This window comes from Aeromonas sp. BIGb0405 (assembly GCF_024807335.1).
Classification (GTDB): Bacteria; Pseudomonadota; Gammaproteobacteria; order Enterobacterales; family Aeromonadaceae; genus Aeromonas; species Aeromonas rivuli.
The window spans coordinates 68,770-84,939 of record NZ_JANUEP010000009.1; the positions used below are offsets into that span (position 1 = coordinate 68,770).

Annotated in this window: 18 protein-coding genes; 7 read left to right on the forward strand and 11 right to left on the reverse strand. The window is 60.0% G+C overall.

Annotated elements, in window-relative coordinates:
- Positions 1-105: 105 nt before the first annotated feature.
- Genes M2366_RS16565 through rpoE form a run of 4 tightly spaced genes read right to left on the reverse strand, consistent with a single transcriptional unit; the run spans position 106 to position 2,835 of the window.
- Positions 106-567, reverse strand: a complete 462-nt coding sequence (locus M2366_RS16565) for a SoxR reducing system RseC family protein (RefSeq protein ID WP_259270205.1) — start codon at positions 565-567, stop codon at positions 106-108.
- Positions 568-627: 60 nt separating this feature from the next.
- Positions 628-1,608, reverse strand: coding sequence for a MucB/RseB C-terminal domain-containing protein (locus tag M2366_RS16570; RefSeq protein WP_042042965.1), 981 nt, complete (start codon positions 1,606-1,608; stop codon positions 628-630).
- 41 nt (positions 1,609-1,649) lie between these two features.
- A complete protein-coding gene (locus M2366_RS16575; protein ID WP_259237346.1) occupies positions 1,650-2,231 on the reverse strand; it encodes a sigma-E factor negative regulatory protein in 582 nt (193 codons plus the stop codon).
- Between the two features lie 22 nt (positions 2,232-2,253).
- On the reverse strand, positions 2,254-2,835 hold the full coding sequence (gene rpoE / locus M2366_RS16580; RefSeq protein ID WP_005898862.1) for an RNA polymerase sigma factor RpoE: 582 nt from the start codon (positions 2,833-2,835) through the stop codon (positions 2,254-2,256).
- A 182-nt stretch (positions 2,836-3,017) separates the two neighbouring features.
- Between rpoE and nadB the strand changes: the two genes are divergently transcribed.
- A complete protein-coding gene (gene nadB, locus M2366_RS16585; RefSeq protein WP_259270186.1) occupies positions 3,018-4,625 on the forward strand; it encodes an L-aspartate oxidase in 1,608 nt (535 codons plus the stop codon).
- A gap of 101 nt (positions 4,626-4,726) precedes the next feature.
- On the opposite strand, the gene M2366_RS16590 is transcribed toward nadB, so the two are convergent.
- Together M2366_RS16590 and M2366_RS16595 are read right to left on the reverse strand one after the other, a co-directional pair.
- Positions 4,727-5,110 carry a protein YgfX gene (locus M2366_RS16590; RefSeq protein ID WP_259237366.1) on the reverse strand — a complete coding sequence of 128 codons (384 nt, stop codon included), beginning with the start codon at positions 5,108-5,110 and terminating at the stop codon, positions 4,727-4,729.
- Between the two features lie 13 nt (positions 5,111-5,123).
- A complete protein-coding gene (locus M2366_RS16595; RefSeq protein ID WP_224431236.1) occupies positions 5,124-5,393 on the reverse strand; it encodes a succinate dehydrogenase assembly factor 2 in 270 nt (89 codons plus the stop codon).
- Between the two features lie 76 nt (positions 5,394-5,469).
- Here M2366_RS16595 and ygfZ point away from each other — a divergent pair, with 76 nt between their 5' ends.
- Together ygfZ and M2366_RS16605 are read left to right on the forward strand one after the other, a co-directional pair.
- Complete coding sequence (gene ygfZ / locus M2366_RS16600; RefSeq protein ID WP_259270187.1) at positions 5,470-6,417, forward strand: tRNA-modifying protein YgfZ; 948 nt, start codon at positions 5,470-5,472, stop codon at positions 6,415-6,417.
- 294 nt (positions 6,418-6,711) lie between these two features.
- Positions 6,712-8,436 (forward strand): ABC transporter ATP-binding protein/permease, encoded by a 1,725-nt coding sequence (locus M2366_RS16605; protein WP_224431238.1) that lies wholly within the window; start codon positions 6,712-6,714, stop codon positions 8,434-8,436.
- Positions 8,437-8,544: 108 nt separating this feature from the next.
- Here the strand turns inward: M2366_RS16605 and M2366_RS16610 are convergent, their stop codons facing one another.
- Positions 8,545-9,438, reverse strand: coding sequence for a LysR family transcriptional regulator (locus M2366_RS16610; protein ID WP_224431239.1), 894 nt, complete (start codon positions 9,436-9,438; stop codon positions 8,545-8,547).
- A 155-nt stretch (positions 9,439-9,593) separates the two neighbouring features.
- Between M2366_RS16610 and M2366_RS16615 the strand changes: the two genes are divergently transcribed.
- Positions 9,594-10,025: a PACE efflux transporter gene (locus tag M2366_RS16615; protein ID WP_259270188.1), complete on the forward strand. Its 432-nt coding sequence runs from the start codon at positions 9,594-9,596 to the stop codon at positions 10,023-10,025.
- Between the two features lie 166 nt (positions 10,026-10,191).
- On the opposite strand, the gene M2366_RS16620 is transcribed toward M2366_RS16615, so the two are convergent.
- Positions 10,192-10,533 (reverse strand): hypothetical protein, encoded by a 342-nt coding sequence (locus tag M2366_RS16620; RefSeq protein WP_224431240.1) that lies wholly within the window; start codon positions 10,531-10,533, stop codon positions 10,192-10,194.
- Between the two features lie 201 nt (positions 10,534-10,734).
- On the opposite strand from M2366_RS16620, the gene cutA reads away from it, so the two are divergent.
- The 3 genes from cutA (at position 10,735) to M2366_RS16635 (ending at position 13,499) form a co-directional block, all read left to right on the forward strand.
- Positions 10,735-11,052: a divalent-cation tolerance protein CutA gene (gene cutA / locus M2366_RS16625; RefSeq protein ID WP_259270189.1), complete on the forward strand. Its 318-nt coding sequence runs from the start codon at positions 10,735-10,737 to the stop codon at positions 11,050-11,052.
- Positions 11,049-12,824 carry a protein-disulfide reductase DsbD gene (locus tag M2366_RS16630; RefSeq protein ID WP_259270190.1) on the forward strand — a complete coding sequence of 592 codons (1,776 nt, stop codon included), beginning with the start codon at positions 11,049-11,051 and terminating at the stop codon, positions 12,822-12,824. The genes cutA and M2366_RS16630 overlap by 4 nt, the downstream gene beginning before the upstream one ends.
- 264 nt (positions 12,825-13,088) lie before the next feature.
- A complete protein-coding gene (locus M2366_RS16635) occupies positions 13,089-13,499 on the forward strand; it encodes a hypothetical protein (RefSeq protein WP_259270191.1) in 411 nt (136 codons plus the stop codon).
- Between the two features lie 44 nt (positions 13,500-13,543).
- Here M2366_RS16635 and M2366_RS16640 read toward each other — a convergent pair whose 3' ends face one another.
- The 3 genes from M2366_RS16640 to M2366_RS16650 all read right to left on the reverse strand — a co-directional run bounded on the left by M2366_RS16640 (position 13,544) and on the right by M2366_RS16650 (position 16,166).
- Positions 13,544-13,921: a hypothetical protein gene (locus M2366_RS16640; RefSeq protein ID WP_259270192.1), complete on the reverse strand. Its 378-nt coding sequence runs from the start codon at positions 13,919-13,921 to the stop codon at positions 13,544-13,546.
- Between the two features lie 12 nt (positions 13,922-13,933).
- Entirely contained in the window at positions 13,934-14,632 is a 699-nt protein-coding gene (locus tag M2366_RS16645; RefSeq protein ID WP_259237353.1) for a hypothetical protein, read from the reverse strand.
- Positions 14,633-14,873: 241 nt separating this feature from the next.
- Positions 14,874-16,166 (reverse strand): FAD-binding oxidoreductase, encoded by a 1,293-nt coding sequence (locus M2366_RS16650; RefSeq protein ID WP_259270193.1) that lies wholly within the window; start codon positions 16,164-16,166, stop codon positions 14,874-14,876.
- Positions 16,167-16,170 lie beyond the last annotated feature (4 nt).

Here is a 16,170-nt window from a genome sequence, read left to right on the forward strand (position 1 = left end):
CACTCAAATTAGGTTAGGGCCGGATATGGAGGCAGGATTTTACTGGATAACCCGCTAAACGGCCAATCTTTAGTCTGCGGGTAGGCCAGGTGCTGGCCAACATGGTTATGACAGGGTGCGAGTGGTGAGTACCGCGCCCAAAATGCGGGGACCGTAAGCCCCCTGGTCGAGACGGTTTGAATAGAAGCGAACCAGCAGGAATCCCAGGGCACCTCCCCCCAGGCAACTGAGAATGGTGATGCCCTCGCCTCCCGCAAGCAGGGGAGCCAACCAAAGCTGTCCGAGCAAGGCACCGACGAGCAGACAGAACAGGGGCAACACATACACCAGGGCGGCACCACGCAGCAGACTCTGCTGAGGGATGCCGAGCCGCACCTGCTGACCCACCGCCAGCGTCATGGTTCTCGGTACCCGGATCCGTTGCTGACGTTGGGGAAAGGCCTTGGCAACCGTCCCGGTACCGCAGTTGGACTGCTGCTGACAGCCACTGCAGGCGGAACGCCGCTCGCACTCAACCCAGATGTGTTGTTCGTCAATGGCGACCACTGTCGCCACCTCTTCGCTCATCTCATCCAAGGTTAACGTCCTCTCTTCTCTGATCCCGCCCACCATACGTCATCAGCACGCCTACTGCACTGTCTCGTTGCGGGTCAGCGGGCGCACCGACTCGGCGATACGCTTGGCGGTATCGGCCGGAACCTCACCCACCACAGTGATCTCGACCCCGACATCGTTGACGAAACTCACCAGAGAGGTTGCCCCCTGGCGGATGAGTTGCTGACGCACCGCCTGCTTGGGATCGACCCGGACCACGTAAACGGAGAGATCGACCAGACCATCGGAGAGCATCATGTAATCGACCGGAGTACTGGTGGTCACCAACTGATGCTTGTCCTGAGAGAGTACCTTGAAGCCCTCTGGCAACCAGGTGATCTGCCAGTTCAGAGTCTGCTGGGGGGCCGGATAGGCATCCTCCAACGCCAACGCCTGAGGCAGCTGGCTGCTGGCCAGGGTCACCAACCAGGGAGATGGCGTCGTCATCAGATCGAGATCCACCCCCAGCACCTGCTCGACCAGGTTACCCTCCTTGTCGATCATGTCGGCACGCAGCAGCAAGTGGCTCTCTTCATCGAGCCAGAGCACGAAGCCGTACTTGTCCGCTTCCTTGGGCACCATGCGGATCACTTGGGAGACACGACCTGCCACCCGGCTGCGACCGGCGACCACCAGATCGTAGCTACCCAGCACCCGTGCCAGCGGCATGCTGACCAGGGTGGACCAGATACCGGGGAAACGACCGCCTTTGAGGGTATAGGGTTCGTGGGTGTTCTCGAAGAAGGTGAACTCATTTTGGCGCTGCAGGTACTCCACCGCCTTGCCATCCAGATAGCTCAGATGAGCCACCTCTTTGCCATCAATGATGGCGTGGCTGATCCGGAGCGGTTCGATCCGCCCCTGCCTCGCCTTGACCATGGAGAGTTCGAAATTCTGTTGGGTAGAGGCACTCTGCATCTGCTGCAACAAGGCCTCGGCCGACATTTCGTCGGCCGAGGCCTTGGCACAAATCAGCAGGACAGATGCCAGCAGGATACGGCTGGACTGGCGCACGTTAGCATTCCTGAGAGAAGAGGGTGATGGCGGATAGGCCCTTATTCCTGAACCTGCTTGTCTTGCAACAAGCGCTGCTGCAACTGGTGATCGCGCAGGAAGGCATTGATACGCGCCCGCTGCTCATTCATCTGCTGCTCGTTCAATGTTTGCTGACGACTTGCTCGGTCACCCTCCTGGGCGTAGTGAACGCTTACCGGTGCGGCACTGCCGCCGACGGGTATGGTGTTCAGCACAGGATTGGTCTGCATGGCAGGATCCTGACCCTGATACTGCTGCACCCCAAAGATGACGGCAGCGGCGACCGAGGCGGCAATGGCATACTGACCAAATTGCTGGCCCGCACGGCGCAGGAAGGGGATGACGCGACCGGGTTGCCGCACCGGCTGAACAGGTGCCGCGATCGGAGCCAATATGGTTGGCTCCTCATCGAGTGCCAAGGCTATCTTGTCGCTGAGATCCAGCTGCAGATTGAGCGGCAGATCTCCCCGCATGGCATCACCGATCAGATGGTAACGGCTCCAGGTATCCCGCGACTCGGCATCCATCGCCAAGAAGTCGAGTTCCTGTACATCACTCAGGTCACCATCCATCAGGGCCGAGATTTGCTGTTTATTTGCCATAAGTTAACCTGTCTTCCCCAGTTTAATTCTCAGTCAGAGGTTTCAGCTTTTTATCGATTGCGTCCCTCGCCCTGAAGATGCGGGATCTCACCGTACCCACAGGACAATCCATGATTTCTGCAATCTCTTCATAGCTCAGCCCTTCCAATTCACGAAGGGTGATAGCTGTCCTCAAGTCCTCAGGCAGCGCCTCTATGGCGGCAAACACTGTCCGTTTTATCTCGTCGGTCAGTGCCAGATTCTCCGGGGTGGCGACCTCTTGCAGGGCTTCTCCACCAGCGTAGTATTCTGCCTCGTCAGCCTCCACGTCACTGCTGGGCGGCCTGCGCCCTTGGGAGGTGATGTAATTCTTGGCCGTATTGACGGCAATTCGGTACAACCAGGTGTAGAAGGCACTCTCGCCACGGAATGTCGGCAGCGCCCGATAGGCTTTGATAAACGCCTCTTGCGCTACATCCGGCACATCGCCCGGATTATTGACATACCTGGCTACCAGGTTGACCACCTTGTGTTGGTATTTTTTTACCAACAGGTTGAACGCGTTTTTATCGCCACGTTGGACTCGCTCAACCAGTTGTTCGTCCAGTAAATTCTGGTCGCTCATCAGGCCGTAAGACCCCCATTAAGGTTATCGTTTTTCTTTTCCGGCCCTTCCTAAGCGCACAAGTTCAGACAGGGAGAATCAGAGAAAGTTCGCTTTAGTTGAAAAAAAAGTGATGCGTGCTGCACCGTTACCCTTGCTTGGGCTACCATGGTGCCAGTTCTTTATCCAGGCCAATGATACTTATGAAAGCAAGTGTTGAATACCTTTGCGACGTTCTCATCATTGGCAGCGGTGCCGCCGGTTTGTCTCTCGCGCTGCGATTGGCCGATCAGGCAAGAGTCCTGGTTCTGAGCAAGGGGCCCATCAGTGAGGGGGCCACTCTCTATGCGCAAGGAGGCATCGCTGCCGTGTTTGACGAAACCGACAGCATCGAGTCCCACGTCAGTGACACCCTTAACGCAGGCGCAGGCCTGTGTGACCCCGGTGTCGTCGAGTTCACCGCCCGCCATGCCCGCGACTCCATCCAGTGGCTGATCCAGCAGGGCGTCCCCTTCGATCAGGAAGAAGATGACCACGGCGAATCCCACTATCACCTGACCCGGGAAGGGGGCCATAGCCATCGTCGCATCTTCCACGCCGCCGATGCCACCGGCAAGGCGGTGCAGACCACACTAGTCGATCAGGTACGGGCTCATCCCAATATCCAGCTGATGGAGCGCTTCAATGCGGTCGATCTCATCACCACCCGCAAGCTGGGCCTGCCGGGCAACAAGGTGCTGGGTGCCTACGTCTGGAACCGCAACGCCGAACAGGTCGAGGTGATCCGCGCCCGCTTCGTGGCCCTGGCCACGGGGGGCGCCTCCAAAGTCTACCAATATACCTCCAACCCGGATGTGAGCTCGGGGGATGGCATCGCCATGGCCTGGCGCGCCGGCTGCCGGGTCGCGAATCTGGAGTTCAACCAGTTCCACCCCACCAGCCTGTTCCATCCGGACGATCCGAACTTCCTGCTGACCGAAGCACTGCGCGGCGAGGGCGCCTATCTGCGTCGTCCCGATGGTAGCCGTTTCATGGCGGAGTTCGACGAGCGGGCCGAACTGGCACCACGGGATATCGTCGCCCGCGCCATCGACCACGAGATGAAACGACTCGGGGCCGACTGCATGTATCTGGATATCAGCCACAAGCCGGCGGATTTCATCATCAAGCACTTCCCGACCATCCATGAGCGCTGCCTAGCGGTTGGCATCGACATCACCAAGGAGCCCATGCCCATCGTCCCCGCAGCCCACTACACCTGTGGCGGAGTGATGATAGACAACAATGGCCAGACCGATATTCCCGGGCTCTACGCCATCGGCGAGGTGACCTACACCGGCCTACATGGTGCCAACCGCATGGCCTCCAACTCTCTGCTGGAATGCGTGGTCTATGCCCATCAGGCCGGTGCTGACATCCTGGCCAAGCTGCCCATGAGCGTGTCACCTCCCGCTTTGCCGGCCTGGGATGAGAGCCTGGTGGACGATTCGGACGAGCAAGTAGTTATCCAGCACAACTGGCACGAGCTGCGGCTGATGATGTGGGACTATGTGGGCATAGTGCGCACCAACAAGCGGCTCGAGCGGGCCAAGCGCCGCATCGACATGCTCAAGCAGGAGGTGCAGGAGTACTACGCCAACTTCCGGGTCTCCAACAACCTGCTGGAGCTGCGCAACCTGCTGCAAGTAGCCGAACTCATCGTCAACTGCGCCATGCAGCGCAAAGAGTCCCGCGGCCTGCACTACAACCTGGACTTCCCTGATTTGAAGCCCAACCCCAAGCCTACCGTGCTGACCCCGGACAGGGATTGACCCCGCCATAACAACAGACCCCGCCGAGTGCGGGGTCTGTTGTTATGGGAGAGCGGCCACCCTCTGTGCCTTGATAGCCAGGCTGACAGCCCCGCCTCTCCCTACTGCCCCTTGCGCCCTGGATGGAGGTGCACGGCCCGGGCCAGGGCACGGTAGTGCTCGGGGGCCAGGGCATCGGCGAACAGCCAAAGGCGAGCCTGCCCACCCCGCTCTCCGAGTATCTGTAGCCAAAGGGCGCCGGGCAAGATGCAGCTGCGCGGCCCAATCCGGTAACGCTGCCCCTGCCAATGGAGCCACTCCCCCTCCCACCGCAAGGCTCCCTGAGTTTGATGGGCCTGACGCTGTGCCAACCCCAACCCCAGCAGCCAGCACGGCAGAAACAGTCCCCATAATCCGCCCTGGATCAGCGACGAGACGGGCCAGAGCAGCAATAAAAACAGCGCCAGCAGACAGAGCTGCTGGCGCCGGGAGACGGTCACGGGGATCTGCACTCAGGCCTCAGCGCTGGGCGTCGTGACGGGCCTGATTGCGCCGGAGGATCAGCGGGATCATGGCGGCAAAGGCCGGATCCTCCGGTGTCCCATGGCCCATGCACCACTTGAACAGATCCGGGTCATCGCTCTCCAGCAGGCGGATGAAGGTCAGCTGCTCGGGCTCGCTCAGGCTGTCGAACTCGTGTTCAAAAAACGGCATAAAGATCACATCCAGCTCGAGCATGCCGCGACGGCAGGCCCACTTCAGGCGGGATTTCTCGATAGGGCTCAACATGGCACTCTCCTTACAAAGACCCGTGGATGGTAACAGCAGGATTTTCCGGCTGACAAACATTCCTTACGTCTTTACCATGCAGGTCACATACTTTTGTCTCAGGAATGCGATCGTGAGCCTGCAACCCCCTGTTTTCCCGGCCGAGCCAACCCAATTCTCCCTGACCGATTACGCTGTTGTCCGCCTGACGGGCGAGGACAGAGTCAAGTACCTGCAAGGTCAGGTCACCTGTGATGTCAGCGCCCTGGCGCCGGGGCAGAGTAGCCTGGGTGGCCATTGCGATGCCAAGGGCAAGCTGTGGGGGGATTTTCGCCTCTACTGCCTGACCGACAGCCTGCTGCTGCAAACCAAGCGATCTCTGCTGGCACGCCAGCTGCCTGAGCTGAAGAAATTTGCCGTGTTCGCCAAGGTCGATATCCAGCAGAGCGACTGGACAAGTCTGGCCATCGCAGGCACGGGCACAGATGGCTGGGTCGCCACCCAGTTCGGCCTCGGCGAGACCGGCCTCATCCCCCAGGGCATGGCGGTGCGGGTCGCCACCGATCGCTGGCTGCTGGTGTGCGAGCAGGATCCCGCCCTGACCTTGCCCGAGGGCGAACCCGCCCTCTGGTGGGCGCTGGATATCCTGGCGGGTATTCCCCATCTGGAGGCGGTGCATCAGGGGGAGTACATTCCCCAGATGATCAACCTGCAGGCCCTGGGCGGCATCAGCTTCACCAAGGGTTGCTACATGGGTCAGGAGACGGTGGCCCGCGCCAAGTATCGCGGTGCCAGCAATCGCTCTCTGTTCGTGCTGGCCGGTGAGGCGACAGCCCCTGTGGCGAGCGGCGACACCCTGGAGCTGCAACTGGGCGAGAACTGGCGCCGTGGCGGCCTGGTGCTCAATGCCTGGCAGCAGGATGGCCGAGTCTGGCTCACCGCCGTGCTGCCCAAGGATACCGAGGCCGACGCCGTCTATCGCCTCAAGCAGGAAGAGGGCTCACGCCTCCACCTTCAGCCCCTGCCCTACTCGCTGGAAGATTAAGCGGCCCCCCTCTCGCTTGCCAAGGCCCCTCAGCGGGCCTTTTTGCTGGCTGACCGCCTCCCTGCCCGCCCCGACCGATCCTTTCACGGGCTCACCACCGGGCCCGCAAAGGACGCTCGCCCAGGGTGGCTCATAGACTGCCCCTAACACACACTCCCTCTGCACGCCTCGCCTGCCCGCCATGCCCTGCAACTCAGCGGCAATTAATTCTCGCCTGAACCATGTGACCCGGCCCGGACTCCAAACCATATCGAAACCCGCTTTCACACCTCCCTCTCTGCACAAGGTGACGACATGAACAAGACCTCTTCCTGGGCCACCAGCTGGCGCCTGCTCACCCCTTACTGGCGCTCCGAACAACGCTGGCACGCCCTCGCCCGACTTGGGGCCATCATAGGGCTCACCCTCGCCATGGTGTACCTCAACGTCAGGTTCAACAGCTGGAACAACCTCTTCTACAACGCCCTTGAGCGCCACGATTTCGCCACCTTCAAGACCCAGCTCTGGCACTTTGCCGCCCTGGCCATCGCCTTTATTCTGGTCGCCGTCTACAAGATCTATCTCACCCAGGGCCTGCAAATGCGCTGGCGCCTATGGATGACCAGCCACTATCTGGATCGCTGGCTGGCGCAGCACAGCTTCCTGCATCTGGAGCGCAGCGCCGAACTGGATAACCCGGATCAGCGTATCGCCGACGATCTGGGCTCTCTCACCGATGGCGCCCTCTCCCTGGGATTGGGACTGCTCTCCAGCCTGGTCACCCTCTTCTCCTTCGTGCATATCCTCTGGGGCATAGGGGGCAGCCTGACGTTTGCCCTCATGGGCCAGACCCTGAGCATCCCGGGCTACATGGTCTGGTTCGCGCTGGGCTATGCCCTCGTTGGCTCCTGGGTCATCTGGCGCTTCGGCCGCCCCCTGGTCGGGCTCAACGTCCAGCAACAACAGAGGGAGGCCAACTTTCGCTTCGGGCTCATCAGGGTGCGCCAGCATGCCGACGCCATCGCCCTGCAACGGGGGGAGGGGTTCGAGAAGCAGCGGCTCAATCGGGAGTTTCACTCGGTGCGGGATAACTGGTTCTCCATCATGGGGCTCAGCAAGCGACTCAACATGGCCAGCACCTTCTACAGCCAGTTCGCCACCATATTCCCCATTCTGGTGGCCGCTCCCCACTATTTCGCCAAACAGATAAGTCTGGGGGGGCTGATGCAGACCGCCTCCGCCTTTGGCCAGGTACAGGGTGCCCTCTCCTGGTTTATCGGCGCCTTCGATCAGCTGGCGAGCTGGAAGGCCTGCCTCAACCGCCTCGGTCAGTTCGAACAGGCCATTAGCCAACCGGCGCCCACTCTTTTGCAACTGACGCCGGATCGGGACCTCGAACGGCCATTACGGATCCAGGGTCTCCTCCTCGAGACGCCGACCGGCATGCCGTTGCTGCATCTTGATAACCTGGTGCTGCAACGGGGTGAGCATCTGCTGCTGAGCGGCCCCTCGGGCTGCGGTAAATCGACCCTGCTGCGCGCCATCGCCGGACTCTGGCCCCATGCCAGAGGGGAGGTCTCCACCCTGAGTGCCCATGAGTGCTTCTTCCTGCCCCAGCGCCCCTATCTGCCGCAAGGCTCCCTGCGCGCGGCACTCTGCTATCCGGAGCCCGAGGGTGCCTATGGCGATGAGGAGATAGGCCAGGTGATGGCGCTCTGCCTGCTCGCCCCTCTGCTCCCCGAGCTCGACCAGGTGCAGGATTGGCAGCGACGCCTCTCGCCAGGGGAGCAGCAGAAGATCTCCCTGGGCCGTGCCCTGCTGCACAAACCACGCATGCTGTTCCTCGATGAGGCCAGCAGCGCCCTGGATGAGGCCGCCGAGAGCAGGCTCTATCGGCTGCTGCTGACCCGGCTGCCGGATACCACCCTCGTCAGCGTGGCGCACAGATCCAGCTTGCTGCCCCTGCATGGCCGTCATCTCGACTGCCGCCCTGACTCAGAAGGCGCTGTTAGCCTGGTGGCGGTGCCGCTACCCGCTTAGCCGCCCCCGGGCTTGCCATACGGGGAAATATGACAGAGGCTGCCCCGATCCCTTGGAGCTGCCTCGCTGTCGGGCAACAGCAATCAAGGCCGAGGCTTTACGCCGCCTTCAGTCCCGGAACACCTGACGGGCATGGCTCACCAGGGCATCCTTGAGCCAGCGGCCAGCGGGCCCCAGGGATCTGTCCCGGCGCCACAGCAGCTCCAACCCCAGGCTCTGCTGCGCGAGGAAGTCCACCGGCAAGAGCACCACCTCCCCCCGGGCCAGGGGCCCCTGCAACAAATACTGAGGCACTGAGCCCCAGCCAAGGCCGCGCTTGGTGAGCTCGAGCAGGCCCCAGTCCCCCTCCACCCACCAGACATTCGGCGAGAAGCGAAAGCGCTCCCGCTCCCCGCCTCCCCGCTGACCCGTCACCATCAACTGGCGCTCCAGCCTGAGATGATCGAGCCCCACCTTGGCCAAGGTCGCCAGAGGGTGAGTGGGGGCCGCCACTATGGGCATGGCGAGCCGCCCCAGGGCATGAAATTCCAGCTCAGGACTCGGCTGCAGGCGCTCGTAGCTGATGCCAAGCTGGGCCCGCCCCTCCCGCAGCAGGTGAGTGAGATCCTCGAGCATGGGAAACAGCAGCTCCAGCTCGATGGCGGGGAAACGCTCGGCAAAGCGACTCAGCACCTCGGCCACCCAGGAGAGCTGGGAGTCATCATCGATGGCCAGGGTCAGCCGCGACTCCACCCCCCCATGCAGCTCAAGGGCCACGGCTTGCAACTGCTCGCTGCTGGCGAGCACCGCCCTGGCCTGGGCCACGATGCGCTCCCCCGCCGGGGTCAGCTGCGGATAGCGACCACTGCGATCGAACAAGCCGAGATCAAGATCGGCCTCCAGATTGGCGATGGCGCTGCTCACCACCGATTGTGCCTTGCCAAGCTGGCGGGCCGCGGCCGAAAAGGAACCACTGTCGGCGGCGGCCAACAGGGTCCTGAGCTGCTCCAGGGAGAGATTCATGAGCGAATGCCTTGTCATGGGAGTGGGCTTGATGAGCGGCAGTATAGGCCATATGTATCTATTAAAGAGATAGATACCAACGTGAATACCCGGCAATTAAGCGATAGATTGACCTCCATGCTTTCCATGAAACCTGTTTGAAGAGAGAGATAGACATGCGTAACTCCCGTGATCGTCTGCGCCACGCCATCGGCTTTGAATTGATTGGCCTGCTGATCGCCGCCCCCCTCGCCAGCTGGGTGACCGGGGTAGCCTTGAGCCACATGGGACCACTGGCCCTGTTCTTCTCTGTGCTGGCCACCGTCTGGAACTATGTCTACAACCTGGGATTTGATCGCTTGCTGCAACAGCGGCAGGGTCATACCCACAAGACGCTCTGGCAGCGGGTGGGGCATGCCATCGGCTTCGAGGGGGGTCTGCTGATCGTGGCCCTGCCCGCCATGGCCTGGTGGCTGGGGATCAGCCTGCTGGAGGCCCTGGTGCTGGATCTTGGCTTCGTGGTCTTCTACCTGGTCTATGCCTTCGTCTACAACCTGCTCTATGACAAGATCTTCCCCATCCCGACTCAGGTCACGCAACACGCCTGAGCCTGTCATCGCCATGCAAAAGGTCCACCCTGAGGTGGACCTTGTTACTCATTCCCCGCCCACTGGCAAATCAGTGCCAAGGGTCATGCAGAGTGAGTGATGGATTGCGCTGGGGTCCGGGTTGCCACCGTTGACAGGACAGCCCCCATTGCAAGCTTGGGGCGGCTCAGGCCGGCGCGTTGACCAGGGGCGCCTCTTGCTCTTCGACCGTCTGCTCTTTCCTGAGCATGGCTTCGATATCTTGCTGATATTGACTCAACATACGCTGGGCCGCCGCCATGTCTCCCTTGTGCAGCCGCTCGAACAGATGATGCTGGACCACACCACTCAGGTATTCGACCGTGATGGGTTGCTCCAGGATCTCCTGCAGTTCCTCCTTGTCCAGTTCGGCATTGATCTCGTCTGCACAACTGCGCAGCAGGCCCGACAACTGGGTCAACATCCGACGCTCGCCGTCGCGCAGCAGGCTCAACATGCGAGTTCTCTGCTGCTCATTCTGTTGGGTCATACATTTCCTTACGTCTAGGGGAACAGGCCAGCTCATTTTGCCCTGTCCGCTCAGGAGCGTCTATCCCGCCAAACACTCTTATTTTCCCCTCTCACGAGCGGGGTGCCATGCTGTGCTATTTGGGCCGCTTCTGGGTATAGTAACCCCCAGAAGCGGGGTCGCTGACCCCTTGTCGACCCCATCTCCGGAGACCCTTATTCCATGACAGATGCCATGCTGCTGCTCTGTACCTGCCCGAGTCAAGCGAGCGCCGACCTCATCAGCGAGCAGCTGCTCGAGCGCCGCCTCGCGGCCTGTATCAATCAGTTGGCACCGGTTAGCTCCGTCTACCGCTGGCAGGGCAAGATAGAGCGGGCAAGCGAGATCCAGCTCATCATCAAGTCCCGAGCCCCCCTCTTTGCCGAGATAGAGCAGGTGATCCTGACCCTGCATCCCTATGAAATCCCCGAGCTGCTGATGCTGCCCATCAGCGCTGGCCATGGGCCTTATCTCGCCTGGCTGGCAGCGGAAACCTCATGATGGGCGCTATCTTGCTGCGTTACGTGCTGCTGATTTTCAGCCTGATTGCCCCCCTCTCCCAGGCTCAAGCCCAGGCCAGCAATGATCTGCTCGACTCCCTGGGACTGGGGCAGCAGACCCCCCACTTCCTCAAGGTCGATCAGGCCTTCGTGCTCGACGCCGTGCAAGATGGTGAGCGGCTGACGGTACACCTGCAGATAGCCGAAGGTTACTACCTCTACCGCCACCGCTTCACTTTCAAGGGAGAGCATGCCAGCTTCGATAGCCCCGCACTGCCCCCTGGCACGGATCATGAGGATGATTTTTTCGGTAAAACAGAGGTTTACTACCAGCAAGTGGAGATACCACTGCGGCTGACCCAGGTCGACGAGCAGGGCCGCCTGCACATCAGCTATCAAGGCTGTACCGAGGGCCTCTGCTACCCGCCCACGGACAAGGTCATCACGCTGACGCCCCTGGCGGCCCACGCCGCGGCGGCGGATCCCGGCGAGAGCCAGTCAGACGTTGATGGCCCCACCAGCCAGCAAGACAGACTGGCCGCGGCGCTTGGCAGTCAGGGATTCTGGCTCAGCATCGCCGCCTTCTTCGTGCTCGGGCTGGGGCTCGCCTTCACCCCCTGCGTCTTCCCCATGTACCCCATTCTGACCGGCATCATCGCGGGGGCAGGAGAGCGGCTGTCGACCCGACGCGCCTTCCTGCTCTCTCTGGTTTATGTGCAGGGCATGGCGGTCACCTACACCCTGCTCGGCCTGGTGGTGGCCTCTGCGGGATTGAAATTCCAGGCCGCGCTCCAGCACCCCTATGTGCTGATCGGCCTCTCCGTCATGTTCGTGCTGCTGGCGCTCTCCATGTTCGGCCTCTATAACCTGCAACTGCCCAGCAGCCTGCAGACCCGGTTGAGTGGCATGTCGAACCGCCAGCAGGGCGGCTCAGTGCCCGGGGTCGCCATCATGGGGATGATCTCCGGCCTGGTCTGCTCCCCCTGCACCACGGCGCCGCTCTCGGGGGCGCTCATCTATGTGGCCCAGAGTGGCGATCTCTGGCTTGGCGGCGCGGCGCTCTATGCACTGTCGCTAGGGATGGGTCTGCCACTGATACTGCTCGGCACCTCGGGGGGCAAGCTGCTGCCCAGGGCTGGCGCCTGGATGGATCTCATCAAACAGCTCTTCGGGTTTGCGCTGCTGGCGGTGCCCGTGCTGTTACTGTCACGGCTGTGGAGCGAGCAGGTCACCACCCTGGTCTGGCTCGGCTGGGGACTGGCCCTGTGCGGCTATCTCTATCATCACAATCAGGGATCCCCCCACGGTATCGGCAAGAGCCTGCGCGGTTTTCTCATACTGCTGGCCATGATAACCAGCGTGTTCATGGTCAAGGAGACCCTGCTCCCGCCCCCCATCGCGCAAGTCGAGGCCAAGGCGCCTCAGTTTGTGCGGATCAAGACGGTGCAGGATCTGCAGCAGCAGCTGGCCGCCGCCCGTGGCACACCGGTCATGCTGGATCTCTACGCCGGCTGGTGTGTGGCCTGCAAGGAGTTCGAGCACAAGACATTCAGCGATCCCGCCGTGCGTGCGCGTTTCGATCAGATGGTATTGCTGCAGGCCGATGTCACCGCCAATGATGACGACGACGTCACCCTGCTCAATGAGCTGGAGGTGCTGGGGCTGCCGACCCTGATCTTCTTCGACCCTGAAGGCAACGAGCAAAGTGGCCAGCGGGTAACCGGCTTTATGGGTCCCAGCGAGTTTCTCGGCCGGCTCGACAAGCTGCGCTGATATCCGCTCGCTAGAAGCCACGCCTTCGCCAAGGGGAGAAAGTGATTCCTATGCGGGGTAACCCCTTTTCAAGCTAGAGTGCTCACACGCAGCCAGAGAAAAAGCATCCCCGGTGTCATTGCAGCCCGGGTGAGGATCAGAGGGATTTGTCGCCACCCTGGGTGGGATCTGGCCGATAACCCCTGATTTTTCTGGTCATCCCTTGTATATGCCCGGCAGCATGGCAAAATTTGCCCTTTCCCGTCTCGGTCGTCCGGAGTTTTGATGAAAAAGTGGTTCATCCCCCTGTTAGCCCTCTGGCTGTTTGCCTGCAGCTCGGGACCCGGGGTCGACGAGATAGAGCGTCAGGTGAGGACCCAGCTGCTGACCGGTAGCGATGCCAAGCTGTTTGACATGAGTGACTTTCAGGTACTGGACCAGAGTGAGACCCAGGATGGGGTTTATCTGATCAGGGTCAGTTATCAGCTTCATTTCAAGCAGGGGCTGGATCAACTGCAAGTATTGCAGGACGAGGATCTGGTCTACGACAGGGTTGGTCCCTATCAACAGGAAATGGCGCTGATGGAGCTGGAGCGTAAATACGGCAACTTTGAGGCGGGCCAGGTCGTGGCGCAACAGAGCCAGGTATGGATGCTCAAGACGGAACAAGGCTGGCGCCTGGCAGAACCCACCTGATAATGCTGATGGGGAAGGTCATAAAAACCTTCCCCGCTACTTATCTATCCCTTGTTTTTCCACGCAACCAGAGAGATGGCGACATCGTTATAGTCATCATCATCTTGATCTTCGATGGAGATGTTATAGCCATAACCGATGACAGTGCCATCATTGGTCGTGATGTTATAAGTGTTGATGCTGCTACTCAATTTGACTGACTGAGCTATATCTATCGACAGTTTGACTTGCCCTCCCTGGACGAAATCAGCCCCCTGAGCCAGCGGAGGATTAATATCCACACTCTGCTTCTGCTTATCGAAATAAATTTTATTACCATCATATAATTTCGCCTTTATTAAAAAGGCGGCCTGAGTGGTGACAAACCAGGACATATAATAACCGGCTGGGAATGAGTCAATATTAAATGTTTTATTCGCCATGATAGATCTCCCTTAAGGTTGAGTCGCTGATAAAAAGTTTTTCCACTCGAAATTCATGGCGGTGCTATAGATGCTCATTGCCTTGTCCTCATCTATGGCTCCCGGATGCTCTTTCTGATATTGATCCAGAAAATTCCCCATGGCATAAGCACCAGACGCGCTGTTGTTACCCGTGATCCAAGGCGCATACAGGTTGCCAGGGGAAGGAGGCATCAACTGATTGGCGAGCCAATACCAGAGATATTCACAGGGGATCATCATGATGAGGGTGTAGATAGGATCGGCATGGGAGGCGGTATCCGATTCAAACTGGGCATAGTCACGACAGGCCGTCGTCGGAACCACCCCATTGGCATCACGAATATGCCAGATGGTTGGGAACGCCTCATTATAGGCTTGGTATCTTTTATATTTCTCCAGCAGGAAAAACTTCAGCACCTCATCACTGGTACGGCTCTCGGCAGCCAGATAACTCTGGGCGCCATTGAAGCAATAATAAGCATCGCTCACATTAAACCCGCCATAAGTAACAGGATCCAGGCTGGCCGACTTTATGCCTGACATGAAGGGCGTGTTCAGCGTTTTTTCGGCTATGGGAATGCAGGGCTGCCACAATCGCCAGAACAGCGAATCAGTGGGGGGAGGTGCGCTGGACAGACCATGTTGATCCAGCATGAGATTATCAAACCTGAGTCGTCTTGGACTAAACATATTATTTCCTTATATCCCGTAATCTCCTTGAGCATCTCAGGCCCTTGATGGCCTTGATGCTCTTGCTATTCTGCCGCACCAAACGAATCCACCTTGAGGCGAGCAGATGCTCACTATAGCCGACAGATACGGTTTCGTTCGTAACTCATCAGGCTTTATCGGAAGGCAAGCGGCAGGAAGTTGATATCTAATGGATTTATGTCTGGGGGAACCAGGCTCCCCCAATATGATCAGGAAAGGATCACAGCAGATCCTTCATACGGTGCCACAGCATCCCAAGCGCCAGCAAGGGAGAACGCAGGGCAGGGCCGCCTGGGAAGCTCATGTGGGGGACGCTGCTGAACAGATCGAACCCTCGACTCTGCCCCGCAATCGCCTCGGCTACCAGCTTGGCGGCCATGTGGGTCGCATTGAGGCCATGCCCCGAATAAGCCTGGGCATAGAAGACATTGTCATGGGCCGATAGCCGGCCAATCTGCGGCAAGCGGTTGGCACCTATGCCTATCATCCCCCCCCACTGAAACTCGATGGCGGTGCCCGCCAGCTCGGGAAAGACCCGTAGCAGTTTGGGCAACATGAAGGCCTTGATATCTTTGGGATCTTTTCCCGAGTAGTTGCAGGCTCCCCCAAACAGCAGGCGCCCATCCGCCGATAGCCGGTAGTAATCGAGGGCCACATTCTGATCGCAGACCGCCATGTTCTGCGGCAGCAAGCGCTGGCGCAACCGCCTCTCCAGCACCTGGGTCGCCAATATGTAAGAACCGGCGGGCAGCACCCGCCCCCCAATCTCGGCATCCAGATCATTGAGATAGGCGTTGCAGCCCAGCACCAGGTATTTGGCGCGGCATCGACCATGGGCAGTGGTGACGCTCACTGTGCTGCCATAGTCGATGTGAGTCACCCGGGAGTGCTCGAACAGGGCGACGCCCAGGCTGGCGGCGGCGCGCGCCTCGCCGAGGGCCAGATTGAGGGGATGCAGGTGCCCCGATCCCATGTCGATCATGCCACCGATATAGCGATCCGATCCCACCACGGTATGCATCTCCTCCCGCGGCACCAGCCTTACCTCATGCCGGTAGCCGAGGCTGGTCAGATGCTCGGCCTCCTCCTCAAAGTCACGCAGATGGCGCGTCTTGGTGGCCAGATCGCAGTAACCCCACTGCAGATCGCAGTCGATGTTGAAGCGTTCTATGCGTTCGCGCACTAGCTGCACCGCCTCCAGCCCCATCAGATCCAGCTCGCGCACCCCCTGCTCACCGATATGACGGGTGAACTGACTGGTGTCGTGGCCTATGCCGCGGATCAGCTGACCACCGTTGCGACCCGACGCTCCCCAGCCGATGCGGTTGGCCTCGAGCAAAACGACCTTGTAGCCCGCCTCCGCCAGATTGATGGCGGTGTTAAGGCCGGTGAAGCCGCCGCCTATGATGCAGACATCCGCCTCCAGCTCACCGGATAGCTCGGGCCAGCTCGAAAGGTCATTGCGTGTCGCCGCATAGTATGAGGCCGCGTGTTCCTGATTCCCTGTACTCATAAGT

Bases quoted from the DNA above. Each gene is read 5' to 3' on its own strand.
- M2366_RS16620 (WP_224431240.1), bottom strand. From the start codon at position 10,533: ATGACCCAACAGAATGAGCAGCAGAGAACTCGCATGTTGAGCCTGCTG.
- M2366_RS16650 (WP_259270193.1), bottom strand. From the start codon at position 16,166: ATGAGTACAGGGAATCAGGAACACGCGGCCTCATACTATGCGGCGACA.
- cutA (WP_259270189.1), top strand. From the start codon at position 10,735: ATGACAGATGCCATGCTGCTGCTCTGTACCTGCCCGAGTCAAGCGAGC.
- M2366_RS16575 (WP_259237346.1), bottom strand. From the start codon at position 2,231: ATGGCAAATAAACAGCAAATCTCGGCCCTGATGGATGGTGACCTGAGT.
- M2366_RS16605 (WP_224431238.1), top strand. From the start codon at position 6,712: ATGAACAAGACCTCTTCCTGGGCCACCAGCTGGCGCCTGCTCACCCCT.
- rpoE (WP_005898862.1), bottom strand. From the start codon at position 2,835: ATGAGCGACCAGAATTTACTGGACGAACAACTGGTTGAGCGAGTCCAA.
- M2366_RS16615 (WP_259270188.1), top strand. From the start codon at position 9,594: ATGCGTAACTCCCGTGATCGTCTGCGCCACGCCATCGGCTTTGAATTG.
- M2366_RS16595 (WP_224431236.1), bottom strand. From the start codon at position 5,393: ATGTTGAGCCCTATCGAGAAATCCCGCCTGAAGTGGGCCTGCCGTCGC.
- M2366_RS16640 (WP_259270192.1), bottom strand. From the start codon at position 13,921: ATGGCGAATAAAACATTTAATATTGACTCATTCCCAGCCGGTTATTAT.
- M2366_RS16635 (WP_259270191.1), top strand. From the start codon at position 13,089: ATGAAAAAGTGGTTCATCCCCCTGTTAGCCCTCTGGCTGTTTGCCTGC.
- ygfZ (WP_259270187.1), top strand. From the start codon at position 5,470: ATGCAGGTCACATACTTTTGTCTCAGGAATGCGATCGTGAGCCTGCAA.
- M2366_RS16565 (WP_259270205.1), bottom strand. From the start codon at position 567: ATGAGCGAAGAGGTGGCGACAGTGGTCGCCATTGACGAACAACACATC.
- M2366_RS16630 (WP_259270190.1), top strand. From the start codon at position 11,049: ATGATGGGCGCTATCTTGCTGCGTTACGTGCTGCTGATTTTCAGCCTG.
- M2366_RS16645 (WP_259237353.1), bottom strand. From the start codon at position 14,632: ATGTTTAGTCCAAGACGACTCAGGTTTGATAATCTCATGCTGGATCAA.
- M2366_RS16610 (WP_224431239.1), bottom strand. From the start codon at position 9,438: ATGAATCTCTCCCTGGAGCAGCTCAGGACCCTGTTGGCCGCCGCCGAC.
- nadB (WP_259270186.1), top strand. From the start codon at position 3,018: ATGAAAGCAAGTGTTGAATACCTTTGCGACGTTCTCATCATTGGCAGC.